Genomic DNA, 22,923 nt, shown 5'->3' on the forward strand with positions numbered 1-22,923 from the left:
CACAGATGATGCTGTGGCTGCTGCCGGCGCTCCCGCTCGCCGGCGCCGTGGTCCTGCTGCTGCTCGGCAGGATCAGCAACACATGGGGTCACCTCGTGGGCACCCTCATGGCGCTGGCCTCGTTCGTGGTGGCGGCCTGGGCGTTCGCCGACATGCTGGATCGGTCGGATGCACAACGGGCCGTGCACTACAGCCTGTTCGAGTGGCTGCCGGTGACCGGGCTGAAGGTGGACTTCGCTCTGCAGCTGGATCAGCTGTCAATGTGCTTCGCGCTCCTGATCACCGGCGTGGGCTCGCTGATCCACCTCTATTCGGTCGGCTACATGGCCCACGATCCGGGACGGCGGCGATTCTTCGCCTACCTCAACCTGTTCCTGGCCGCCATGCTGGTGCTGGTCCTCGCCGACAACTACCTGGTGCTGTACCTGGGCTGGGAAGGCGTCGGTCTGGCGTCCTATCTGCTGATCGGGTTCTGGTACGAGAAGCCTTCCGCCGCAACGGCGGCCAAGAAGGCGTTCGTGGTCAACCGGGTCGGCGACATGGGCCTGGCCATCGCGCTCATGGTCATGTTCGCGACCTTCGGGAGCATCGACTTCGGAACCGTGTTCGGGGCCGCCGGTCAGGCCGGCACCGGAACCCTCACGGCCATCGGGCTGCTGCTGCTCCTCGGAGCCTGCGGCAAGTCCGCGCAGGTGCCGCTCCAGTCCTGGCTCGGGGACGCGATGGAGGGCCCGACACCCGTGTCGGCGCTCATCCACGCGGCCACCATGGTCACCGCCGGTGTCTATCTGATCGCCCGCTCGAACCCGATCTTCGATCTGGCTCCGGGTGCGCAGGCCGCCGTAATGGCAGTCGGCGCAATCACATTGCTGTTCGGCGCCATCATCGGTTGCGCCAAGGACGACATCAAGAAGGCCCTCGCGGCCTCGACCATGAGCCAGATCGGCTACATGGTCCTCGCCGCCGGACTCGGCCCCATCGGCTACGCGGCGGCCATCATGCACCTGCTCACGCACGGCTTCTTCAAGGCCGGGCTGTTCCTCGGCGCGGGCTCGGTCATGCACGCCATGGACGACGAGACCGATATGCGCCGCTACGGCGGACTGCGCAAACTGCTGCCCGTCACCTACGTCACCTTCGGGCTGGGATACCTTGCCATCCTGGGTGTTCCGCCGTTCGCGGGGTTCTGGTCCAAGGACCGGATCATCGAGGCGGCGTTCGCGCACGGCGGATTCGGCGGCATCATCACCGGCTTCGCCGCACTGTGCGGCGCGGGCATCACCGCCTTCTACATGACCCGCGTCATGATCCTCACGTTCTTCGGCGAACGCCGCTGGCGTGCGGGCGTGCACCCGCACGAGGCACCCGCCTCCATGACCGGGCCGATGATCCTGCTGGCCTTCGGCTCGGTGTTCTCCGGCATGCTCTTCGCCTACGGCTCCTCGCTCACCAACTGGCTGGCCCCGGTCGTCGGTGAGCACCACGCTGAACCGTTCATCCCGTCCTGGGCGATCACCTTCTTCGCGCTGGCGGTGGTGGCGGCCGGCATCTGGGTGGCCTACGACCAGTACGCACACGGCAAGATCCCCGAAACCGCCCCTGCCGCAGGGCCGCTCGTCGAGGCCGCCCGCCACGACCTCTACGGCGACGCCGCCAACGAGGCCGCGTTCATGCGCCCCGGCCAGCACCTGACCCGGTCGCTGGTGTTCCTCGACAACCGCGGCATCGACGGCCTGGTCAACACCACGGCCGCCGTCATCGGCGGCCTGTCGGCCCGGATCCGGCGCGTGCAAACCGGTTTCGTGCGCTCCTACGCCCTGTCCATGTTCACCGGCGCGGCCCTGGTGGTCGCCGCCCTGCTGGCGGTGAGGTTCCTGTGAACGACCTTGCTAGTTCATCGTTGGGCGCCGTGCGGGAATTCCCCTGGCTCACCACCCTGTGGGCGGTGCCCCTCGCCGGAGCCGCACTCGCACTGCTGTTTCCGGCGGGCCGGCGCACCGGGGTGCGGGTCTTCGCGCTGCTGGTCTCGCTGGGCACCCTCGGCATCGCCATCTGGCTGGCCACCCGGTTCGAAACCGGTGGCGCACAATACCAGTTCGTCGAGAAGCAGCAGTGGATCCCGGCTTTCGGGGCGGGCTACACCCTCGGCATGGACGGCATCGCGCTGGTCCTGGTGCTGTTGACCACCGGGCTGGTGCCGCTGCTGCTGCTCGCCGGATGGCAGGACGAGCGTGAGGTGGGCAGCGGCCCGCGGGTCGCGCACTACTACGTGGCGCTCACCCTCGTCGTCGAATCCATGGTGCTGATCTCGTTCACCGCGTTGGACATTCTGCTGTTCTACGTGTTCTTCGAGGTCATGCTCATTCCGATGTACTTCCTCATCGGCGGCTTCGGGCCGCGGACCGGGGATGCGGCGGTGCGGCGGCAGCGGTCGCGGGCCGCGGTGAAGTTCCTGCTGTACAACCTGTTCGGCGGGCTCATCATGCTGGCGGCGGTCATCGGGCTGTACGTCATCACCGCACGCGACAAGCTCGGCAGCACTGGCGGCGGCACCTTCGACTTCCGGACGGTCATGGAGGCGGCCAACTCCGGCCACCTCGGTGCGACGCCCGCGGTGCTGAACGCGCTGTTCCTGGGCTTCATGTTCGCCTTCGCGGTGAAGGCCCCGCTGTGGCCGCTGCACACTTGGCTGCCCGACGCCGCGGTATCGGCCACCCCGGCCAGTGCGGTGCTCATGATGGCGGTGGTCGACAAGGTCGGCACCTTCGGCATGCTGCGCTACTGCCTGCTGCTGTTCCCTTCCGCCACTTCGACTTACGCGCCGCTGATCAGCGTGCTCGCGGTGATCGGGATCATCTACGGCGCGCTGCTGGCCATCGGCCAGACCGACGTCATGCGACTGATCGCGTACACCTCGATCTCGCACTTCGGGTTCATCATCCTCGGCATCTTCGCGCTCACCACCCAGGGTGGCACCGGTGCGACGCTGTACATGGTCAACCACGGCATCTCCACCGCGGCGCTGTTCCTGATCGCCGGATTCCTGGTGTCGCGCCGGGGAACCCGGCTCATCGCCGCGTTCGGCGGTGTCCAGAAGGTCGCGCCGATCCTGGCGGGCACCTTCCTCATCTCCGGCCTGGCCACCCTCTCGCTGCCCGGTCTCGCACCGTTCATCAGCGAATTCCTGGTCCTGATCGGCACATTCACCCGATACCCGGTGGCGGCCGTCCTCGCGGCCTCCGCGCTGGTGCTGGCGGCGCTGTATGTGCTGTGGATGTACCAGCGCATGATGACCGGCCCGGTGAAGGAGGGCAACGAGCGGCTCTACGACCTGCTCCCCCGCGAATTGGTGGTCGTGGTCCCGCTCATCCTCGCCCTGCTGTTCCTGGGCGCGTACCCGAAACCGGCGCTGGACCGGATCGATCCGGCCGTCGCCCGCACCCTCACCACCATCGGACAGCACAACCCGGCGCCGGCCGTGCAGCCGGAAGCCGCCCAGACGACCACGGGAGGTGCCCACAAATGAGTGGAGGTCTGCTGCTCGCCGCGACAGTCCCGGCACCGAGCATCGAATACCGAGACCTGTCCCCGATGCTGATCGTGTTCGGCGTCGCCGTCGCGGGCGTGCTGGTGGAAGCCTTCGCGCCCCGGCGATTCCGATACGGGATCCAGCTGGTGCTCGGGCTGGGCGGCCTGGCCGTCGCGCTCGGCGCGGTGATCGGACTGCGTGATGTCCGTGAGACGGCGGTCGTGGGCGCGGTTGCCATCGACGGGGTTTCCCTGTTCCTGCAGGGCACCATCGTCGTGGTCGGCATCCTCGGACTGCTGTTCATCGCCGAACGCCATGCCGACCGCATGCCGGTGCGGCGGGAAGGGCCCGGCACCTGGAGCCTGACCGCCTCGCGCGGCGGGGTGGACGCCTTCACCCCGCAGGCGGCGGCCACGCCCGGCAGCGTCGACGAAGTCGCCGCCACCAAGGCCGGAGTCGCCACCACCGAGGTCTTCCCCCTCACCCTGTTCGCGCTCGCCGGTCTCATGCTGTTCCCGGCCTCGAACGACCTGCTCACCATGTTCGTTGCGCTGGAAGTGCTGTCGCTGCCGCTGTATCTGCTGTGCGGGCTGGCGCGGCGGCGCCGGCTGCTGTCGCAGGAGGCCGCGCTGAAATACTTCCTGCTGGGCGCGTTCTCGTCGGCCTTCTTCCTCTACGGCATGGCGCTGCTGTACGGCTATGCCGGCACCATCCGCCTGGCAGGCATTGCCGAAGCCGTCACCCGCGATGCCGGAAACTCGCACACCCTGGCCATTCTCGGCATCGCCATGCTGGCGGTGGGCCTGCTGTTCAAGATCGGCGCGGTCCCGTTCCAGTCCTGGGTGCCCGACGTCTACCAGGGCGCGCCGACCTCGATCACCGCATTCATGGCCGCCGCCACCAAGATCGCCGCGGTCGGTGCATTGCTGCGCGTGCTGTACGTGGCGGTCCCCGACCTGCGCAACGACTGGCGGCCGGTGCTCGCGGCGGTCGCCATCGCCACCATGGTCGTCGGCGCGATCCTCGCCGTCACCCAGACCGACATGAAGCGCATGCTCGCGTATTCCTCGGTGGCACATGCCGGATTCATCCTGACCGCCCTGGTGGCCGCGACCACCGCCGGCGTCTCGTCCGTCCTGTTCTACCTCGCCGTCTACGGCCTCGGCACCCTCGGCGGCTTCGCCGTGGTCAGTCTGGTCCGCGACGAGAACGGTGACGAGGCAACGGCGTTGCCCGCCTGGGCCGGCATGGGCCGCCGCTCCCCCTGGCTGGCGACCATCTTCTCCCTGTTCCTGCTGTCCTTCGCCGGTATCCCGCTCACCAGCGGCTTCATCGCCAAATTCGGCGTGTTCGCCGCGGCAACCGGCGGCGATGCCGCCACCCTGGTCATCGTCGGTGTCATCTCCAGCGCCATCGCGGCCTTCTTCTACATCCGCGTGATCGTCCTGATGTTCTTCACCGACCCGCCGGCCACCCCGCCCACCGTCGTCTACCCCACCCTGACCAGCACGGTCATCGCCCTCACCGCCGCGACCACCCTGGTCCTCGGCATCTTCCCTCAACCCCTGCTCGACCTGGCCAAGAACGCCTCGACCTTCACCCGCTGAGCCCCGGCCAATCGATCGGGCCCGCCGCGACATTCGCGGCGGGCCCGATTCATGCTGTCGCCCGGTACGGCGAGGTCGGGTCGGTGGCGATCCAGGTCAGGTACTTGTCCTGCACGCCCCGGTACAGATCGGTGAGGATGCCGTCGGGTGTTGCGGCGGGTCCCTGGGGGCGGCCCTGTGCGATGGCTATCTCGACCGCGCTGTGTGGTGCGATGCAGGCGAGGTAGCCGGTGCAGCGGACCATCGGCCAGACCTGCACGTCGGGCGGTGCGTTGTCGAGCACGTTGGTCCACGATCCGTCGAACTGACGCACGAACACTTCCCCGACGAACCGTCCGAACCGATCGATCAGGGCGCGATTCTCGGGGGCGAGGATGCCACGACGATCCACGATCCGTGTCCGTGCCATCCGCACCGCGGCCTGCAGCCCCTGCAGTGTCCAGGGGTCGTCGAGCGCGCCCACACTCGGCGCGTCCTGCGCGAAGAACAACTCCAGCGCAGCGGAATGCCCAGCCAACCAGGCACCATAATCGTCCAACAGCGACTCGGCCGGCAACGAAACCTGTTGCACGACACCATCATCGAGGATCGCCACTGCCCTACCCCTTTCGGAATTCGGGCTGCCACCCGACCCGCCGAGCTCACCGGCAGCCCTACCGCCGACAACACAACCCCAGACCACTGCGCCGGTCCCCGCACCCGACTCCCGACCATCGCGCAGCAAACCAATAGCACCCTTCGAGCTCATTCCCGAATCCTTGGCGGCGAACATGGCTCAAGTGGGAAGATCACCGTAACGGACGAATGACCACATAACTCCCAACGAGATCGAACGGATACAAAGGCCCGCGACAGCTACCTGTCGGTGACCATTCGTGCCCGGTGACCAGGCATCGAGCGATCTCCGTCGCTCTCTATGGCGGCCATGTGACTGGAGCTGACAACGGGATCAGCTTCGAGACTGCGCGGCAGCTTGGGGCGGACGGGCACACACGGTGTATCTCGGGAGTCGGGACGGCGAGCGGGGCGGCAGGCGACGAAAGAGGCGTGGCACAACAACAGTGGTCACCGGACAGTTCAGGAAGCGGCCGAGATGATCGTGCGGATGGCGCTGATCGGCGTGGACGGCCCGACCGGCGGATTCTTCGATATCAATGGCCCGCTGTCCTGGTAGTGCAAACGTTGTGGCCCCGTGGTTTTCGCCGGAACGTGGGCTGCGTATCGCAGAAACCATGGTCCGCCAGCTGTTTTCGCTATGGCCAGCGTGCGGCGTCACCGCCTTCGGCGATCTTGGCGCTGAGCACCGGAATCTGTGCGTGAAGGGACTCGAGCAATTGCGCCGGGATCCGCCGGAGATCATCTTCGGTCGTCAGCACGGCAGACAGCGCCTGCGGGAGCAGGGTTCGGCCCAGTGGTGTTCCGTCCGGGAATGTTTCGTCGAGGGTGCGGAGTATCAGCTCGGCGGCGTCGAGCCGGCCCCACAGGTAGTCGTTCTCCCGGTCGGGTGCGTGGGCGAACGCGCCGAAGTGGTGCAGCTCGACACCCTTGAGCTTGCCCGCGCCCAGCGGCTCGAGTGCGGTCGCGCGAAGGGGACTGAACTGAGTCATCGGAATGGGAGTGAATTGCGGTAGATACGACAACGAGATCGTCGGGAACAGCAGCCCGTCCCAGAGCGGGAAGCCCAGGTACCGGCTGGCCAGGAGGATGCGATCGCGCTTGTTCCACTTCTGAGTCGTCGCCGCGAACGCGTCCCAGAGCACCTGTCCACCGTTTCCGAGTCTTTCCTGAATCTGTTCTGCGTAAGCGGTTTTGAGGTCGGTGAAACTCTTCGCATTCTCCTCGCATCCGGCGAAGTCCTCCGGCGTCCGGAACCTCTCGCCCTCGAACAAGTTGGCCTGCAACCGTTGCGGGCGCAGAAAGTCGAGCAGCCCCTTGTCGGCCAGAGCTCGAATCGCGGCGACGGGTGCAGCCGTTATCTCGTCCAGCTGCGACCATGCCTGGCCCTTGAGATCGTTGATATCCGCCCGCGGTGGCCCGCCCTCGGCCGTATAGAGCTTGTTGAGCCCGGCGAGGATGAACATGATCCGGCGATGCCGATACGGGGTATCGATGTGTTGCAGGAGCTTGGACAGTTCCTCGGAGTCGTTTGCGGTCCAGCATGGTTGCCGGCGCAGCCAGGCGGCCATAGCGCATCGGATGAACACCGCGGTCCCCGATTCGCCGGGCAACGCGAAATATTGCACGATCGCGTCCGCGATGCATCGGGCGGCTGCCTCGACTTTCAGCCGTTGATAGGTATTCCAGGTCGAACCGAGTGCGGTGACGGCTTCGGTGTGCATTTTGTCCGAAACCTCCTGGAATTTCTCCTGGTCCCTCAAGAACCCGAGCGCGGGCATTGCCTCGATGGCCATACCGAGATCTTGCGAATTGAGCTGTGGCACAGCCTGTTCGCAACCAGGTATCGATGCGACGGCAGCGCTGATCCGGTCGAGAACCTCGACCTCCTGGCGCATGGCGATGGCGCCCATCTCGGTGATCTTCTCGTTCATGTCACGCAGTCGGATCAGATCTCTGATCAGTGATCGGCTACCCCTGATTCCGACGAGCACCTTCTGAACATCCGCTGCCCAACTGCGTTTCGCGGCCTTGCCGCTGTTGGTGTCGGCAGGTGGAGCCGAGAGAGCGCATCCCGGATCCGGCTCGATGTAGACGAGCCGGCGATGCACCTCGGTGGACGACCGTCTGCGGCTGATCGCGTCGACGACGAGGTCGAACGGCGCGTTGTCGAGCACCCCACCGTCCACGAACCAGGCGGCGTCCGCGTTACGGCCGTCCTCTTGATAGCTGTAGTGGAAGAGATCGGTATTCACCCGTGCGCTCGGAGGAAACTGAGCCTGGGCCGGGAAAGTTCCCGGATTGACCGGTTCGAACGCACCGGGGAAGGCGGAGGTCGCCCTCGCCGCGAAGGACAGGGTCGGTGTCGCCTGCGCGCCGAATGCCTCCCTATTGTTGTCGTCCCGGATGAACTCGAGTACCTGCGCATGCTCCCGGTCCCGCTGACCCACACCGCCATCGCTCGACGCCACCGCTACGTCGAATCCGTTGAGATCGGTCGTGGTCACGAAGAGCGACAACTCACCGGTTCGCGAAATCAGCGTTTCGGCCGCGGGCCCACGCGAATTCACCGACCAAGCGACCGGTCGCTTCTCATCCATCCCGGCCAGCGCCTGATACAGGAGCCGCGACATGACTTCGCCGTTCAATACCGCGCGATCGGTCCAGAAGGTCGCCAATTTGCCGATGAACGCCAGCGCCGTGCGCAGCTTCGGCCCGCCGATATGCATACTGCGTGCCAATATTCCCAGGTCGGCCTCGTCGATCCAGAGCCGCTTCAACGGTCCCTGATCCGCGTTCTGCGCGATGGCCTTGCCGAGGACCACGCCGTTGATGCCCCCGGCGGAGGTTCCGGCAATGATGTCGATCCCGACCGACAGCGGCTGGCCCTTCGCCCGCATCCGCGAAAGGACGTCGAAGTAAACGCTTTCCGTATCCGATGGTTGGCCATCGGCTCCCACGAACGGATTCACGACCTGCGAGTCGCTTTCCAGAATTTGATCCAGAGCGCGTGATGCGCGGACGAGTTTGTGCAGTTCTTTAGTTATGCCATGCATATAGATGGCAAGCGATACACCGCCATAGCAGACGAGCGCTATGCGCAGTTCGGCAGGTTCTGCATCCCGAGACATCGAGGTCCCCCCTTATTGAGACGCCCGGATAGTTGATGTCATCACCCTATCCCCCGACCGCCTGGGCTACCTGCGTATTGCACTACTCGATTCGATACGGAGGCTTCCAATAATCTGGACTGCCGACCAGAATAGTGGCGCATTTTCCTGAACAGCTATCACAAACAAAGTTAGGTCACGGCATTGCCTTCCAGTGGATTCACGGCCCGAATGTCCCCGTGCACGGTCCGGGGATCGGGCCGGCGGCCCTGACCCGCGATCTCCTGGTCGCCGGCCCCGCCGCGGGCTGCCGGCGTGGCGAAGCCGGCGCGCAGGCAGCGGCCGTACTCCGCACATGACCGACCAGTCGTGCCAAGCCGGAGACCTTGCGTGCCTACCAGCTTTCCCCGAGATGCCGGGCCCAGCCGGATACGCGAAACTCGTTGGCACCGGCGGAACTTCGCGCCCGCCGGCATTGATCCGGGCACTACGCGGCGCGCTGCGCGCGGCACCGCGCAGGGAATGCACCCCCGTGTCACCGGCGGCAGACTTCAGACTCCCCGCCACCGGTGACGCCGTAGGACCTCCGGTGCCCAGCAGTGCGCTGGGCAGCGCATCCAGTGCCAGGGCAGCTCGGCCCGGACGCCGTCTCCGCAGCGTCCGGGCCGGCGCACCATTGGGTACCCACTGCAAGAAGGCACCGCCGCGTCGGCGGGTCCGCGACTCACGCCCACGCCGATCGCGTGAGACCTGGCCGGCCGCAGCGATTCCCGATCAGATCGCGACGCCGACCAGGTGCCCGATCGTATAGGTGGTGATCATGGCGAGCGCGCCGCCCGCGAGGACGCGCACGGTCGCCCGCGCCACCGGCGCCTGGCCGAGCCGGGCGCCCACGGCCCCGGTCAAGGCCAGTGCGGCGAGCACCGCGGCCATGGTGAGTGGTACCCGGATCGCCTGGGGCGTCAGGATTGCCAGTAGTGGCAGTAGCGCGCCCAGTGTGAACGACAGCGCTGAGGACAGCGCGGCGTGCAGCGGGTTGGTGAGTTCGTCCGGGTCGATGCCGAGCTCGGCCTCCGCGTGCGCGGTGAACGCGTCCCGGGCCGTGAGTTCCTCCGCCACAGCCTGAGCCGTGGCCGGCGAGAGGCCCTTCGCCCGATAGATGGCCGCGAGTTCCGCCAGTTCGGCCTCGGGTTGCTCGGCCAATTCGCGTCGCTCGGTTTCCAGTAGCGCGCGCTCGCTGTCGCGCTGGGTGCTCACCGAGACGTACTCGCCCAAGGCCATCGAGACCGCGCCGGCCGCGAGTCCGGCCACGCCCGCCGTCATGATCGCGGTGCTGTTGCTGGTGGCCGCCGCCACGCCGACCACAATGCCTGCCACGGAGACGATTCCATCGTTGGCTCCCAATACGCCGGCACGCAGCCAATTCAGGCGCGTCGCCAATCCCACCGCATGCGGTTCGGTCGGTTGCGCGACCGCCACCGACCCGTCGAAATCGTCCCTCACGAGGGGAACGGTAATGCTTCAGAGGGATTCCCGCCAGCAAAGAGAGGCTCACCGAAATTAGGTAATGCATTGCATACCAAGCATTTTCGGTGGTAATCGCGGTGGCGTCGGCGCGGACACTCCGATCGCGACACGTTTGCGAGGAGCAGTTTCTGGCCCGATCACCCTATGTTCGGCACTGGTTAGCCGTAGCGTTGACACCGGCGCCAGGCGGATCAGTTCAAGAGAGCGGCAAGATGCGGCCACAACCATCAGCGATCGGATTCCTCCGGCACGACGTGTCGGGGGCACAGCAACACTGGGACGAGGCTCAGATCCAGCATCTGGCTCGCCGGCTCGGCTACGACCTGTGCAAGACCCTGGTCTTCGGCCCCGAGACCGATCGCCCGATCGTGCGCGTACGCACGCTGATCTCCCGCCTCGAGGCCGATGCGGTGATCGTTCCCAGCCTCGCGCATTTCGGCGGCCTGATACCCGACGATATCGTGCAGGTCGCCGACATCGTCACGGTGAATCCCGAAAATACGTACGCGCGCTGGGCAATTCGTCCCGACTGACTCCGGTCAGGAAGTCGGAGCGCATTGTGTCGAGCCCCCGTTCACCTCACCCGGGAGCCATGATTCTCCGGTCGTGCCGCCATTGTCGGAACAATGCACCGTGTAGTTGTCCGAGCGCCTCGAGATATCGAAAGCGCCGGTGATCAATCCCATGGCAGGTGCCCCGCCTCCCGCGGACACGCAGTTCCCGGTCCCGAGCCCGTGCCCGTCCATCGTGACCTGCACCTCATCACACACGTAGAGCTGCCCATCGGCGCGAGCCGCCGGCGAGACCGCCACAGCGGCCGTGAACATCGCGAGCCCCACCACCCCGAATCCCACGCCCCGAACCATTCGAATCCTCATAGTCCACACCTCCGCGCCCTCGGATCAGTGTGTCCTCAGCCTATTCCTCACGTTTACCGACGACCATGCATTGCCGCAGGCAAAACCCGGGTGGCCCTGCCGCCCATGCATGGTCGTCGACGAATTCGGTCAGTTGTCCTGCAGGATTTCGCGCAGGCGCTTGGCGAAGGCGTCGGGCTGTTCCATGAAACCGCCGTGGCCGCCGGGGAAAAGGGTCGGCTCGATGCCGAGCTCGACGCCGAGGGCCCGGGAGGTGCGATCGCAGAACTTGTCGGCGGATTCGTCGCCGATGCCGATGATGATCTTCGTCGGGGTGGCGCGGAGGGCGTCGAGGGAGGGCTGCCAGCCGGAGGTGGTGTGCAGCTCGTGGCGGTAGAAGAAGTCATCGGAGGCGATCGACCGCGGGTCCCGCTCGCCGCCGAACATCTCCTGCAGCACTTCCTCGGGCATGAACAGGCCGGTCATGGCGAAGAATTTGCGGACCGCGCCGAGCACATCGCCGGTCTCGTAGACGGCCCGGACCTCGTCGGTCCGAGCACGCAGCTCGTCGCGATCGGGGAGCAGTTCGCGCAGCGGCGGCTCGTGTGCAATGAGGGTCGGCACGAGATCGGGCCGGGCGATGGCCAGCGCCAGACCGGTGATCGCACCACCGCTGGACCCGAGCACGGTGGCCGGGCCCTGGCCGACATGGGTGAGCACACGGGCGAGGTCGTCGGCGCGCAGTTCCGGAGTCGAGTCCTTGTCGGTGTCGTTGACCGGACTGCGGCCGTGGCCCCGCGGGTCGCTGCAGAGCACGGTGTAGTCGGGGGCGAGCAGTTCGGCCAGCGCGCCGAACGGTCCGGAATCCATCGGCGCGCCGATCAGGGCGATCAGTGGGCCGCTGCCGCGGACTTCGTAGTAGATGGTGCCGTCCGGCACGGCGACTGTTCCGGAGGTGACGGGTGCGGTCGAGGTCATGGTTGCTCCAAGTGGTCAGTACATGGACACCGGCTATGACGGTACGACCGCGCCGAATTCATTGCTGCGCGAATGGAAAGGGTGTGAACCTGAAGGTGTCAGCCCGCCTGGCGGGGTTCGGGCAGCGCACAGGTCATGCCCTCGGCCATCCCGGCCGGGCGCACGCCGAGTGCCTGGTTGACGCGGGCACGCTGGTTCTCCCAGGCGATGGCCGCGGCCAGTTCGGCGAGCTGGGCCTTGCTCAGGTGGGTCAGCAGCTGGGCCCGAATCTCACTCAGATCGAGTGAGGTCGGCGTGAGCGTCATGGCCTCGGCGTAGGAGAGGACGAGTTTCTCCAGACCGCTGTACGCGTCGCTGTCCCGATACTTCGGCAGCTCGGTGACCTGGGCTTCGGTGAGTCCGCCGTAGTGGGCCAGCGTCGAACCGATGTCGAGGCAGAACTGGCAGTTCACCAGAGCGGCGGCCTTCAGCTCGGCCAGATCCTTCAGATGCGGGTCGACCCGGTTGGAGAACAGCAGCATCGTCTCCTGGATCATGGTGCTGACCAGCAGCTGTGGCCGCCGGATGAGCCAGCCGACGAGATCTGTCCGATTACGGCGAGCCCGCCGCATCGCCTTGACGTAGTTCAGGATTCGGGTGATTACTCGCATGCGCTCCACTCCCCTTCGCGTTCGCGGATGCTCCCTTGAAGACATCCTAGGCCGAAAACGACGAGACGTAGTAGATATTGCCCCGTGACCGCGCGAACCCTCCGGGGCCTGGCCGCGCCCCGATCGAGCTTCAACCGATCTCGAAGCCATCCTCCAGATAGACCGTGATCCCGGCCGTCCTGGCCCGATGCGCTCCCGCCACGCGCCGGGCCAGCACCGCGGGCAGCAGCCGCGTCGCCGTCTCGGTGTCACACCACGCCCAGCTCCGAAGTTCGTCCGCCGGAAGGGTTATCGCGTCGACCTGCTCGGCGGCCAGCAGCCCGCCGTCGTACACCATCATCACCCCGTCGTCGGGATACAGACCGGCGGGCACCCAGTCGACCGCCAGCAGCCGCCCGATCGGCACACTCAGCCCCAGCTCCTCGCGGATCTCCCGCACAGCCGCACGGTAGGGCGATTCACCGGCCTCGACGACCCCGCCGGGCACCTCCCAGTACGGCTTGTAGGTCGGTTCGACCAGCAGCACCCGATCCTGCTCGTCGACGAACAGCGCGCCCGCACCCATGCGCTTGCGCGGCAGTCCGGCGACATAGTCGTTCAGTTCAGAACCCATGCGGCACAACAGTAACCGGTGCCATCCGGCCTCGGTCGAGCTTGACCGAGCGGGCTGCGGACTGGCGGAACGAGTCAGTTCCCGTGGCTCACGAAGGTGGCGTCGAGAAGCGTCCGGTAGTCGGGTAGCGCGGTCGCTCGATCGACCGACCCCTGTTCTTTCGCCCAGCTCGCGAGCGCGCCGAGGGTATCGGCGAGGTCCGGTCGCAACTGCAGGGCATAGTCGAACTCCGGGAGGATCTTCCGGATGAGGTCCGGGGACAACTGGGTGGCGGTGGAGACCGCGGACACCGCGGCGTCGGATCGCGCGGTCAGCTGCGCTCCGGCGTCGTTCAACGCGTCGAAGAAGGCGGTCAACGCCGCCGATTTCGCCGAGATCGCGGTATCGCTCGCGAGGTACAGGCTGTGCTGGTTGTAGCTCCCACCGGCGAGCTGGACCGCGTCGTCGCCGAGCGCCTGAGCCACCTGGGCCTGGTAGGGCTGGAAGATCGAGACGGCGTCGACATTGTGCTGCGTGGCAGCGGTGACCGTCGCGGACGGCGCCACCTGAACGAGATTCGCCGAAATCTTGTTCTGCGAGAGCACATCCGAGGCGAAGAAGGCGGCACTGGTGCCCAGCGGCGTGCCGATCGAATGCCCGGCGAGGTTGTCGAGGGAGGTGATGCCGGCGCTGCGCCGGGCCACGATGCGGGAACCCTGCCACCGGGATCCGTCGCCCACGACGCGCAGTGCCGGCGAGCGGGTCAAGGTGGCCGCGGCCGGAACATCGGCGGCGGTGGCGATGTCGAGCTGGTGGGCCGCGAGCGCCTGCAACGCCTCCACTCCGGTCGAGAAGTTGACGACCTTGACCTTCACGTCGTGGTTCGCGAAGTACCCGGACTGTTGGGCCACCGGAATCTGGGCCCACGACGGGTCGACCACGAATCCCACGGTGAGCGTCTTCGGGTCGGAATTGTCGGCTGTGCCGCAGGCGGTGAGCGGTCCGAGCAGAGCGAGGAGTGCGACGGCGGCCGTCAGCGGGCGGATGAGTTTCTTCACGGCTGATCTTCTTTTCGTATGTCACGGATTGGGCTGAATCGCTTGGCCGGCAACACGTCCGGTCTACGCCGTCACGCTCTCGACACCGAGTTCGTGGTGGAGGATGCGCCGCAGCTCGCTATAGCCGGGCTGATCGGCGAGGGCATCGGCGGGGCGGGGTCGCGGGAGCGGATTGGGGATCCGGTTGGTGATCCGGCCGTTGCCGAGCACATTGATGGTGTCGGACAACCGAATTGCCTCGTCCACATCGTGGGTGACGAAGACGATGGTGCGGCGCAGCCGATTCCACAGGTCGATGAGCAGGTCCTGCATCTTCAGCCGGGTGAGCGCGTCGAGTGCGGCGAAGGGCTCGTCCATCAGCATGATGTCGGGTTCACCGGCGAGCATGCGCGCGATCCCGACACGCTGGCGCATTCCGCCGGAGAGCTGCGTGGGTCGTTTGCCGCGGACCTCACCGGGCAGTCCGACCAGGCCGATCAGCTCGTCGATCCGGCTGCGGCGCAGCCGGGCCGGAACCCCGTGTGCCCGTAGGGCGAAGTCGATATTGCCCGCGACACTCAGCCACGGAAACAACACGTCACGCTGGAACGCGACGCCGCGGCGCGGGTCGGGCGCGAGCACCGGTGCGCCGTTGTCGGTGACCGTGCCCGATGTCGGGGTGATGAGCCCTGCGAGGCAGTGCAGCAGCGTCGATTTCCCGCTCCCGGATGCCCCTACCAGGACAGTGAACGAACCGTCCGGCACGGTCAGATCGATCCCGCCGAGCGTGGGGTGCGCGGCGTTCGGGAAGTGCACCGTCAGGTCTCGGGTGGCGATGGCCATGGTCAGTTCACCTCCCGCGCCCAGCGCTGGATCGGCGCGGTGCTCGCGGCGATGAGCAGATCGCAGACCGCGCCGAGCACACCGAGCACCAGCAGGCAGAAGATCAGCCGGTCGGCCTGCGAGAACAGCTGTGCCTGATAGATGCGATAGCCGATCCCGGCGGTGGTGCCGGTCATCTCGGAGACCACGATCAGCACGAATGCCATTGCGGCGCCGACCCGTACGCCGGCCACCACATCGGGCACCGCCTCCGGGACGATGACCCGCATCAGCGTCTGCCAGCGACCCGCGCCCAGGCAGCGGGCGGCCTGCAGATAGTCGGCCGGGGTGCCCGCGAATCCGGAATGACTGCTGATCCAGACCGGAACGAAGACGCCGAGCGCGATGACCAGAATCTTGCTGTTCTCGCCGATGCCGAACCACAGAATCGCGAGCGGCACCATACCGATGGTCGGGACCGGTGCGAGCAAACGGAGCACCGGCTGCAGGAGCCCACGCCCGGTTCGGGTGTTCGCGGTGACGATCGCCGCGACGACGCCCGCGACCGCACCGACGGCCAGCCCGAACAGTGCCCGCCGCAGACTCGCCGCGACATCGGAGATCAACAGGTCATCGGCCCACAGCGTTTGTCCGGCGCGCAGAATCTGCGCCACGGTCGGAAACAGCTGGCGCGGAAAGATTCCGGTGGCCGCCACCACGGACCAGACGAGTGCGGCGAGACCGATTCCGGCCGCGGTGCCCCCGGCCGTCCTCCAACGCGGTCCGAGGCGCGCGAGCCGTATTCTCCGCGGCCGTTCGTCCGCGGTGGTGCCGGCCCGCGGTGACCGAATGCTCACCGCAGTGGTTTGCAGACTCGATGTCATGGGATTCGTCCTCCTGAGTGTGCGACAGGAGTGCCGAGGGGCACCCAGTCGAACGGCACCGCCTGGGCTCGATAGACCAGCCGGGTGCGGCTGAGCCGATCCACGCCGGGCACCCGGGGTTCATGGACCTCCGGCTCACCGGCGACGCCGTGACCTTCGTACGGCGACAGGTACTCCCACACCACCTGACCGTCCGGCGTCACCTGGAAGATGCGGCCGTTCATGCCCTCGGTGATGAGCGTGTTGCCGTTCGGCAAGCGCTGGGCATTGCTCACGAACGAGCTGAAGAAGGTCCACGACGGCAGTCCCGAGTCCTCGGCCGTGTACTGCCAGACGATCTGCTCGGTCGACGGATCGATCTCGAGGACCCGCGATCCCGCGTAGATGCCGAGGGGCGCGGGCGGAAACCCGGCACCGCCCTGATTGTCGAAGACGAGGATATTGCCGGCTCCAGGCAGGCCGTCGGCGATGAGGTGGGGATTGTGCTGCCCGGAGATCTGATCGAGCGGCCGGGGCACCTTGTGCGCATTGATCCGCTGATGTTGCGCCCCGGCCTCGGCGGTGAAGTACGGACCGAGTTTCCACACAATGGATTTGGCGGTCTTGTCGATCAGCGCGATCACATTCGCCTTGCGGCTGCTGATCAGGATGTTGTCGGGTTGGAACACCGTGCCGGGGTCGGCTCGGTGCCAGCGGTTGGGGCCGAGTGTCTTGGCGCTGTTGATCTCCAGCACTCCCCAGGGGTCATCGGGGTCGCGAGCGACGGTCTCGCGCAACGCATTCCACCCCGCCTCGGAGAACCCGAACTCATCGAGGTGGTCGCCCGCACGCCATTCCCACACGATCGACCCGTCGGGGGCTATCTCGTACAGCCCCTGGTCGCCGACCACGGCGGGACCCAGCAACGGGACGACCCGCGGAATGGTGACCAGCAGCAATCGGTTTCCGTTGTCGAGCAACTCCCAGTCATGGTTCTGGCGCGCCGCGCCCCCGGGAGCTTGCGCACCCCATTCCCAGACCTGCTCGCCGTCCCAGTTCAATTGCCCCACAGTGCCGTTGGCGTAGATGCCGCCGCGCGGGTCGCCGCTGAGCGACAGCTGTACACCGACGTCGCCGAGTCGCCCACCGGTCAGTGCGGGGTCGAGAATGCGGGGCGGCACACCGGCGTAGGGCCACTGGTGGCGCACCACACCGTGCGTATCGATGAGACGGGTGATCGAGTCCGCGCCACTGAACAGGATGTAGCTGTCATGTGCTGAATCCGGTTCGTAATGGGTCACGCCCGTGAGTCGTACGAAGGCCATGCATTCACTCCATCAGTCGGCTGTTAAGCGATCAGGTCGTGGATGTTACGAATCTAATCGATTTGCGTGGCACGTTGCGCGTGCGCAGACTGTAAGAATCAGAACGATTTCAAGCATGGCCGCCCGGCCCGCGAGCGACGAGAGTAGGACGAACGTGACTGTCAAACGCACGACCCTCGCCGATGTGGCCCGGCGGGCGGGCACCTCCACCGCGGTGGTCAGCTACGTGCTCAACGACGGGCCGCGCCCGGTTTCCGACGCCTTGCGTGCCCGGGTCGTCGCGGCGCTGGACGAACTCAACTATCGGCCCGACCGTGCGGCGCGGGCGCTGCGCCGGCCAAGGCGCTGGCGGCACCTCGGCCTGCTCGTCCCCGATGTGCGCCTGCCCCTGTTCGGCACCCTGGTGGGGCGCATCGAGATCGAGGCGCGCGAGCGCGACCATCTGACCCTGATCGGTAACACCGGATACGACCCCGAACGTGAGATCGAATTCGCCGCCGCGTTCGCGGATTCCGGCATCGAGGGCCTGATCGTGGTCGGCGGAGCCAACGGCCGCGCCACCGCCGAGCTGTGTCGGCAGGCCCGCATTCCGATCGTCTGGGTCCACAACAATCGGGACCACATCGACACCGCCGTCATCGGCGCCGACCACGTGGACGCGGGCCGGCTCGCCGCCGGTCATCTCGCACAGACCCATCGCCGCGAAAACATCGTCTTCGTCGGCGGATTCACCGCGGACGAGGTCGCCCACGGTGACCGTGAGACGGTGGCCCAACGCTACGAGGGCTACCTGTCCGTCGTGGGATCGACTGCGGCAGAGCGGATTCCCACCGATCTCACCCCGGAGGGCGCCTATCGTGCGGTGCGCCGGTATCTGGCCGAGCGTCCCGCCCCGGACGGGGTGGTGATCGGAACCTACGCCCAGGCGGCCGCGACGCTGCGGGCGGTCGCCGACGCCGGCCTGCGCATCCCACAGGACGTCGCCCTGGTCGGCTACGACGCCGACACCGCGAACGCCTATGCCCCACTGATGCTCACCACCGTCCAACAGCCGATCGGCGACATCGCGCGCACGGCCCTGTCCCGAGTACTCGACGCCGCCGGCAATCCACAGTCCGCCGACGCACCCGCGGCGCCGATCGCAGTGGAGCTCAGCATCGGTGAGACCTGCGGCTGCACCCCGGACCGGCCCGTGAGGGATAGTCGTGCGAGAAGTAGCCCTTAGCGGTCTACGGAGCGGTCTGGTTGTTCTGGCGGCGGTCGGGTGAAATCGGCAGCGGCGTTGGGCTGCTGCTGGTTTCATGTCCGGCTGTGCGTGATGAGGGCGCGTCGGCGTACGGCCCGGTCGCTGACCATGCCCCTCCGCCGCCTATTGGTGTCCAACAAGTCTTGTCGGCCCTTTCTCGTACAGTCTCCGGGGGCAGTCGGAGAACAGATGCTCGGCGTCGGACAAGATGGCTTGCCGCTGGGGCTGGAATTCTTTGCCCCACAGGGTTTTCGCCCACTCGATCTCGAAGAACTCCTGACCACGCCCAGATGGGGGCAGCGACAGCCACGCCCGCAGATCGCTCGGCCAGGTGCCGTGCAGCTCGAGATGCCTGTCGCCCCGAGTCGCCGGATGCAGCCTCGCGCGGCGGGTTGTAGCGATTCTTCACGACGATCGCCCGGTCATCCATCGTTTCCGAACGGCAGTGGTGATGCAGGTGAGTCAGGCTTGGTCTGGTGGGTAGCGGCTGAATCCGCCGGATCCTTTTCGGCCAATCGGTGTGCGTACCTGCGCAATTGCTGAAGTTCCAGCTCCATCAGCACATGGACCATGCTCGCCGGGAGCTCGTATTGCCGCTGCATCTGCCCCTTTCTGCGCCGGTAGGCAGCTTGTCGGCAAGCTGGCCGGCAGTAGACAGCCGGTCGCCCCCGCCCTCCACGCCGCAGCGACCCTCCGCATAACCTGCACCCCGCCCCGGCGAGGGCGGTGTTGTCAGATCCTGCGAACAGCGCGCGCAGCTCCGGCCGCCGCAGCGCGGTGAACATCTCACCCAGCCGACCACTGGAAGCTTCACCGATGTGAACGTGCTCGAACATGTCCACCAGTTCGGAGAGCTGATAGAGGAAGGCCGTAGTTCCTGTTCCCATTGCCTCGCCGAGGAAGGCATCGGCTTCCTTCCATGTCAATACGTGAATTGCGTGCTCGCCCACCCCGTCACGCCGCACACCTCGATGTCTCATCGCGTTTCCTCCTGGTAGGTCTGGTCGGCTGGCGCTTTCGGCCTACGGCGTGGCCGGCGTCGCGAGGTCGGAGCAGGCCGTCGAGACAAGAAGGCGGTGAAGGCTTCGAATACGCGGGGTACGTCGTCGGGGTGCGCTCTCCGAATGGCCGCCAGCCCTACGACGATGACGGCGATCGCCAGCACGAGCACGGGCAACTGGAACCAGAACACCGCCCACACACTGCTGGCAGAGACGACACCGTCCATCAATACCTCCTCAAACGACGAAAGGCCCCCGACACGTTGTCGGAGGCCTTCGATGTGTGGAAACGAAAAAAAGCCCCACACCAAGAGGTTTGGGGCGAGTTGGACACACCTGTGGTCAACCCGCCGCGAACTGTATCTCTCAGCCTGGACGCACGTCAACGCCAGTGCTCAGAACAACCTTCGGTCCCACGGGCCCCATCGACTCATGCCCGAATTTCGTAACGGCCGGTCCAAACTTGGGACCGCTTTGGCACATCGGAGCCCAGCCAGGTTTCGAACTGAACGAGTTTCCGAACGCCATCACCCTGCGGGATGGGTCAGCATTCGAGCACGAGCCCTAGCGTTCGTCGACCATCGTTTTCCGAACGCCTCTATCAGTCGCGCCCGCGGCCACCAAAGCCTGTGTGGTCCAGCCGATTCGATCTTGCACGGTTGTAGAACGGGTTCTAGATTGGGTCGATGCGGGGAGACACGAACAACAAACTGGCCATCCGGAACGTCCGCGTCTTCGACGGCCACGGGCTGGGGGAACCGGCCACCGTCGTCATCGACGGCACTGTGATCGGCACCGACGCCACCGGCGCGCAGACCCTCGACGCCGGCGGCGCCATCCTCATCCCGGGCCTGATCGACGCCCACGTCCACCTCGACAGCCTCGACGCGCTGGATTCGTATGCCGCCTACGGCGTCACGACCGCCCTGGACATGGCATCGCTGCAGGGCGAGCTGATGGCGGCCCTGCGCGAGCGCACCGCCACGACCGACGTGCGCGGCGCCGGTGTGCCGATCATCGCCTCGGCCGGCGTGCACGCCCAGGTGCCGGGCATGGCGCAGGTCGAGGTCATCACCGGCCCGGCCGACGCGGAAACCATGGTGGCGCAGCGCGTCCGCGACGGCAGCGACTACATCAAGATGGTCCTGGAAGCCCCCGGCGAAGGCGGCCCCGACGCCGAGACCGCCGCCGCGGTCGTCCGTGCGGCCCACGCGTGCGGCCGCGCCGTCATCGCCCACACCATCACCCCTGGCGCGTACGCCATGGCCGTCGACGCCGGAGTCGACATCCTCACCCATGTCCCCATCGGCGCGCGCATCCCGGCCGCCGACATCGACCGCCTCGCCGCCGGCGGCCACCAGGTGGTCCCCACCCTCGCCATGATGGAAGGCGCCGCCGAAATCTACAGCGTCAGCAAGTATTTCGACGCCACCCTGGCCACCGTGGGCGCCCTGCACGCCGCCGGCGTGCCGATCCTGGCCGGCACCGACGCCAACCGGATGCCCGGCATCCCCTTCCACCCGCCCCACGGGGCGAGCCTGCACCACGAACTGGAACTGCTCGTGCGCGCCGGACTTTCACCCGCGGCGGCCCTGCACGCCGCCACCGCCGCCCCGGCGCGGCACTTCGGCCTGAGCGACCGCGGTGCCATCGCCCCGGGCCTGCGCGCGGATCTGGTGCTGCTCGACGCCGACCCCCTCGTCGACATCGCCGCCACCCGCGCCATCCGCGCCATCTGGTGCGGCGGCACCGAACACGCTCCCGCGCAAGCACTTCCGGCCTGAGACGACCGCGCAACTTTCCTACAGAAATTCGTCAGCAGGTGTTCATGCCCAGCCGCACCTGTCGTCGGCCCTGGCGATGCGGACCGCCGGTGTCAGTCGTGAGGGGATGACCACGGGCCAGCGGGGGCGTCGATGGTGACATTGACCGCCATCGTGTCTTCGGCCGCCGCCGGGTACCTCACCGCGTGTGAGCGAGCGATGACCTACTTCGGTGTCGAAAGCAGCACGGCAAGAATGGATTCGGCGATGGCCGTCCTGGTCGACATATCGGCGCCAGCAATGCCGGACAACGGCCGCGCCGCCAGCTGACGCGGCAGCTGGATGCAGGCGCAGGGGAACGCGGGAATGTGATGCAGCAGGCCATGAGCTTGCCATCACCCATAGCCGAGCCTGCCGCGGATGTCGGCGTTCGTCCCTATCGTTGGGCGTATGACCGATATCGCGCCTCTGGCTTCCGCTGCCCCGCCCACGATTTGGGGTCTGTGGTCGGTCGATGCAGTCGTTGGGTGAGGATGCCAGTGATGGTCTGGCGGATCTCGCGCTCGGACTGCGTATTCCGCTCGTTCTCCTCGCTGCGAGGGTCCCTCAGGTACCACTGCAGCAGGTTGATACAGACCTGCCGTTCGGTGAGCATGTCGCCGGGGCGCATGTAGTCCAGGGCGGCGAGCAGGCCGGGGCGTTCGGCGATCTTCAGCTTGCCGGAGCGCTTCTCCTCGAAGACCTTCACGCAGATCGGATCCCCCCTTGTTGACGGAGCCGGAACCGATGCTCTGCTTGCCGACAAGCAGAGCTGCAGTAGAGGCGTTTTCGACCGCGCTTCCGAGACCCCTTCTCTGCAAGGTCGATGGGTGACTTGCCATGTAGGAGTTGCGTTAGCACGGACCGACGTGCATGAAGGAATTGGGAGAACCGGCGAGAATCACCCCCGCCCAACCGAACCCTGAGCATGGCCTCGTCCATGAATCTTTCAACGTCGTTCTCCGCGTCGAATGAGGCAATAGCGTGGGTCTCAACGTAGGACCCGGCGCTGCGTCCTTGCTTGCTCACCGAGCTTCCTCCGAAGGGCATTGTTCCTTGCCCGAGTCATCGTCTCCACCATCATCGACTACGCCGCCCGGCTGGGCGGGCCTATGGAAACCGAACGCCGTGGCGAAGGCCCGATAGACCTCACGGGCGTCACTACGAGGAGCGCGCAGCAGCGCGGACACGGTAACCAGAACGATCGCCGCCACAAACACGGTCAGCATCCAGGCACTCGACGACGTCGCGGCGGCCAGAGCGGACAGAATTTTGTGCACAGGCACGGGAACCTCCTGAAACGACGAAAGGCCCTCGGCGTGCGCCGAGGGCCTTTCGGGATGAGCTGGGTGGAAGACCAAA

The 22,923-nt window shown here is 66.6% G+C and carries 21 protein-coding genes; 7 read left to right on the plus strand and 14 right to left on the minus strand.

What is annotated here, in order from left to right; all coding sequences use genetic code 11:
• Nucleotides 1-8: 8 nt before the first annotated feature.
• From nuoL to nuoN, 3 genes are read left to right on the plus strand one after another with little or no spacing between them, the layout of a single operon-like run.
• Complete coding sequence (gene nuoL, locus ABZV44_RS06805; protein WP_354833133.1) at nucleotides 9-1,880, plus strand: NADH-quinone oxidoreductase subunit L; 1,872 nt, start codon at nucleotides 9-11, stop codon at nucleotides 1,878-1,880.
• Between the two features lie 29 nt (nucleotides 1,881-1,909).
• Nucleotides 1,910-3,526 carry an NADH-quinone oxidoreductase subunit M gene (locus tag ABZV44_RS06810; RefSeq protein WP_354832809.1) on the plus strand — a complete coding sequence of 539 codons (1,617 nt, stop codon included), beginning with the start codon at nucleotides 1,910-1,912 and terminating at the stop codon, nucleotides 3,524-3,526.
• Nucleotides 3,523-5,136 carry an NADH-quinone oxidoreductase subunit NuoN gene (nuoN, locus tag ABZV44_RS06815; RefSeq protein WP_354832811.1) on the plus strand — a complete coding sequence of 538 codons (1,614 nt, stop codon included), beginning with the start codon at nucleotides 3,523-3,525 and terminating at the stop codon, nucleotides 5,134-5,136. Before ABZV44_RS06810 ends, nuoN begins: the two co-directional genes overlap by 4 nt.
• A 49-nt stretch (nucleotides 5,137-5,185) precedes the next feature.
• Here nuoN and ABZV44_RS06820 read toward each other — a convergent pair whose 3' ends face one another.
• From ABZV44_RS06820 to ABZV44_RS06830, 3 genes are all read right to left on the minus strand, one after another.
• Complete coding sequence (locus tag ABZV44_RS06820; protein ID WP_354832813.1) at nucleotides 5,186-5,653, minus strand: hypothetical protein; 468 nt, start codon at nucleotides 5,651-5,653, stop codon at nucleotides 5,186-5,188.
• Nucleotides 5,654-6,389: 736 nt separating this feature from the next.
• Complete coding sequence (locus ABZV44_RS06825) at nucleotides 6,390-8,882, minus strand: patatin-like protein (protein ID WP_354832815.1); 2,493 nt, start codon at nucleotides 8,880-8,882, stop codon at nucleotides 6,390-6,392.
• Nucleotides 8,883-9,635: 753 nt separating this feature from the next.
• A complete protein-coding gene (locus tag ABZV44_RS06830; protein ID WP_354833135.1) occupies nucleotides 9,636-10,340 on the minus strand; it encodes a VIT family protein in 705 nt (234 codons plus the stop codon).
• A 302-nt stretch (nucleotides 10,341-10,642) separates the two neighbouring features.
• On the opposite strand from ABZV44_RS06830, the gene ABZV44_RS06835 reads away from it, so the two are divergent.
• The gene (locus tag ABZV44_RS06835; RefSeq protein ID WP_354832817.1) at nucleotides 10,643-10,921 is read left to right on the plus strand and encodes a hypothetical protein; all 279 of its coding nucleotides are present in this window, start codon (nucleotides 10,643-10,645) and stop codon (nucleotides 10,919-10,921) included.
• Nucleotides 10,922-11,395: 474 nt separating this feature from the next.
• Here the strand turns inward: ABZV44_RS06835 and ABZV44_RS06840 are convergent, their stop codons facing one another.
• From ABZV44_RS06840 to ABZV44_RS06870, 7 genes are all read right to left on the minus strand, one after another.
• Nucleotides 11,396-12,223, minus strand: coding sequence for an alpha/beta hydrolase (locus tag ABZV44_RS06840; RefSeq protein ID WP_354832819.1), 828 nt, complete (start codon nucleotides 12,221-12,223; stop codon nucleotides 11,396-11,398).
• A gap of 98 nt (nucleotides 12,224-12,321) precedes the next feature.
• Complete coding sequence (locus ABZV44_RS06845) at nucleotides 12,322-12,873, minus strand: carboxymuconolactone decarboxylase family protein (RefSeq protein ID WP_354832821.1); 552 nt, start codon at nucleotides 12,871-12,873, stop codon at nucleotides 12,322-12,324.
• 130 nt (nucleotides 12,874-13,003) lie between these two features.
• Nucleotides 13,004-13,486, minus strand: a complete 483-nt coding sequence (locus tag ABZV44_RS06850; RefSeq protein WP_354832823.1) for an NUDIX hydrolase — start codon at nucleotides 13,484-13,486, stop codon at nucleotides 13,004-13,006.
• Between the two features lie 74 nt (nucleotides 13,487-13,560).
• Nucleotides 13,561-14,523 carry an ABC transporter substrate-binding protein gene (locus tag ABZV44_RS06855; protein WP_354832825.1) on the minus strand — a complete coding sequence of 321 codons (963 nt, stop codon included), beginning with the start codon at nucleotides 14,521-14,523 and terminating at the stop codon, nucleotides 13,561-13,563.
• A 63-nt stretch (nucleotides 14,524-14,586) separates the two neighbouring features.
• Nucleotides 14,587-15,345 (minus strand): ABC transporter ATP-binding protein, encoded by a 759-nt coding sequence (locus ABZV44_RS06860; RefSeq protein WP_354832827.1) that lies wholly within the window; start codon nucleotides 15,343-15,345, stop codon nucleotides 14,587-14,589.
• Between the two features lie 2 nt (nucleotides 15,346-15,347).
• Nucleotides 15,348-16,208: an ABC transporter permease gene (locus ABZV44_RS06865; RefSeq protein ID WP_354832829.1), complete on the minus strand. Its 861-nt coding sequence runs from the start codon at nucleotides 16,206-16,208 to the stop codon at nucleotides 15,348-15,350.
• Entirely contained in the window at nucleotides 16,205-17,512 is a 1,308-nt protein-coding gene (locus ABZV44_RS06870; RefSeq protein ID WP_354832831.1) for an arylsulfotransferase family protein, read from the minus strand. Before ABZV44_RS06870 ends, ABZV44_RS06865 begins: the two co-directional genes overlap by 4 nt.
• A gap of 154 nt (nucleotides 17,513-17,666) precedes the next feature.
• Between ABZV44_RS06870 and ABZV44_RS06875 the strand changes: the two genes are divergently transcribed.
• Nucleotides 17,667-18,737 carry a LacI family DNA-binding transcriptional regulator gene (locus ABZV44_RS06875; protein ID WP_354832833.1) on the plus strand — a complete coding sequence of 357 codons (1,071 nt, stop codon included), beginning with the start codon at nucleotides 17,667-17,669 and terminating at the stop codon, nucleotides 18,735-18,737.
• 443 nt (nucleotides 18,738-19,180) lie between these two features.
• On the opposite strand, the gene ABZV44_RS06880 is transcribed toward ABZV44_RS06875, so the two are convergent.
• Nucleotides 19,181-19,708: a hypothetical protein gene (locus ABZV44_RS06880; RefSeq protein ID WP_354832835.1), complete on the minus strand. Its 528-nt coding sequence runs from the start codon at nucleotides 19,706-19,708 to the stop codon at nucleotides 19,181-19,183.
• A gap of 26 nt (nucleotides 19,709-19,734) precedes the next feature.
• Nucleotides 19,735-19,986 carry a hypothetical protein gene (locus tag ABZV44_RS06885; protein ID WP_354832836.1) on the minus strand — a complete coding sequence of 84 codons (252 nt, stop codon included), beginning with the start codon at nucleotides 19,984-19,986 and terminating at the stop codon, nucleotides 19,735-19,737.
• Nucleotides 19,987-20,445: 459 nt separating this feature from the next.
• On the opposite strand from ABZV44_RS06885, the gene ABZV44_RS06890 reads away from it, so the two are divergent.
• Together ABZV44_RS06890 and ABZV44_RS06895 are read left to right on the plus strand one after the other, a co-directional pair.
• Complete coding sequence (locus ABZV44_RS06890) at nucleotides 20,446-21,543, plus strand: amidohydrolase family protein (protein WP_354832838.1); 1,098 nt, start codon at nucleotides 20,446-20,448, stop codon at nucleotides 21,541-21,543.
• 132 nt (nucleotides 21,544-21,675) lie between these two features.
• On the plus strand, nucleotides 21,676-21,852 hold the full coding sequence (locus ABZV44_RS06895) for a hypothetical protein (protein WP_354832840.1): 177 nt from the start codon (nucleotides 21,676-21,678) through the stop codon (nucleotides 21,850-21,852).
• Nucleotides 21,853-21,958: 106 nt separating this feature from the next.
• Here ABZV44_RS06895 and ABZV44_RS06900 read toward each other — a convergent pair whose 3' ends face one another.
• Both ABZV44_RS06900 and ABZV44_RS06905 read right to left on the minus strand, forming a co-directional pair.
• Nucleotides 21,959-22,270 carry a hypothetical protein gene (locus ABZV44_RS06900; RefSeq protein WP_354832842.1) on the minus strand — a complete coding sequence of 104 codons (312 nt, stop codon included), beginning with the start codon at nucleotides 22,268-22,270 and terminating at the stop codon, nucleotides 21,959-21,961.
• Between the two features lie 316 nt (nucleotides 22,271-22,586).
• Nucleotides 22,587-22,847: a hypothetical protein gene (locus tag ABZV44_RS06905; protein WP_354832843.1), complete on the minus strand. Its 261-nt coding sequence runs from the start codon at nucleotides 22,845-22,847 to the stop codon at nucleotides 22,587-22,589.
• Between the last annotated feature and the right edge of the window lie 76 nt (nucleotides 22,848-22,923).

Source organism: Nocardia sp. NPDC004860, assembly GCF_040609015.1.
Classification (GTDB): Bacteria; Actinomycetota; Actinomycetes; order Mycobacteriales; family Mycobacteriaceae; genus Nocardia.

Excerpts from the sequence above, each read along its gene's own strand:
- nuoL (WP_354833133.1), top strand. The coding sequence starts at position 9 with ATGCTGTGGCTGCTGCCGGCGCTCCCGCTCGCCGGCGCCGTGGTCCTG.
- nuoN (WP_354832811.1), top strand. The coding sequence starts at position 3,523 with ATGAGTGGAGGTCTGCTGCTCGCCGCGACAGTCCCGGCACCGAGCATC.
- ABZV44_RS06825 (WP_354832815.1), bottom strand. The coding sequence starts at position 8,882 with ATGTCTCGGGATGCAGAACCTGCCGAACTGCGCATAGCGCTCGTCTGC.
- ABZV44_RS06840 (WP_354832819.1), bottom strand. The coding sequence starts at position 12,223 with ATGACCTCGACCGCACCCGTCACCTCCGGAACAGTCGCCGTGCCGGAC.
- ABZV44_RS06845 (WP_354832821.1), bottom strand. The coding sequence starts at position 12,873 with ATGCGAGTAATCACCCGAATCCTGAACTACGTCAAGGCGATGCGGCGG.
- ABZV44_RS06850 (WP_354832823.1), bottom strand. The coding sequence starts at position 13,486 with ATGGGTTCTGAACTGAACGACTATGTCGCCGGACTGCCGCGCAAGCGC.
- ABZV44_RS06860 (WP_354832827.1), bottom strand. The coding sequence starts at position 15,345 with ATGGCCATCGCCACCCGAGACCTGACGGTGCACTTCCCGAACGCCGCG.
- ABZV44_RS06865 (WP_354832829.1), bottom strand. The coding sequence starts at position 16,208 with ATGACATCGAGTCTGCAAACCACTGCGGTGAGCATTCGGTCACCGCGG.
- ABZV44_RS06870 (WP_354832831.1), bottom strand. The coding sequence starts at position 17,512 with ATGGCCTTCGTACGACTCACGGGCGTGACCCATTACGAACCGGATTCA.
- ABZV44_RS06885 (WP_354832836.1), bottom strand. The coding sequence starts at position 19,986 with ATGGACGGTGTCGTCTCTGCCAGCAGTGTGTGGGCGGTGTTCTGGTTC.
- ABZV44_RS06890 (WP_354832838.1), top strand. The coding sequence starts at position 20,446 with ATGCGGGGAGACACGAACAACAAACTGGCCATCCGGAACGTCCGCGTC.
- ABZV44_RS06895 (WP_354832840.1), top strand. The coding sequence starts at position 21,676 with ATGGTGACATTGACCGCCATCGTGTCTTCGGCCGCCGCCGGGTACCTC.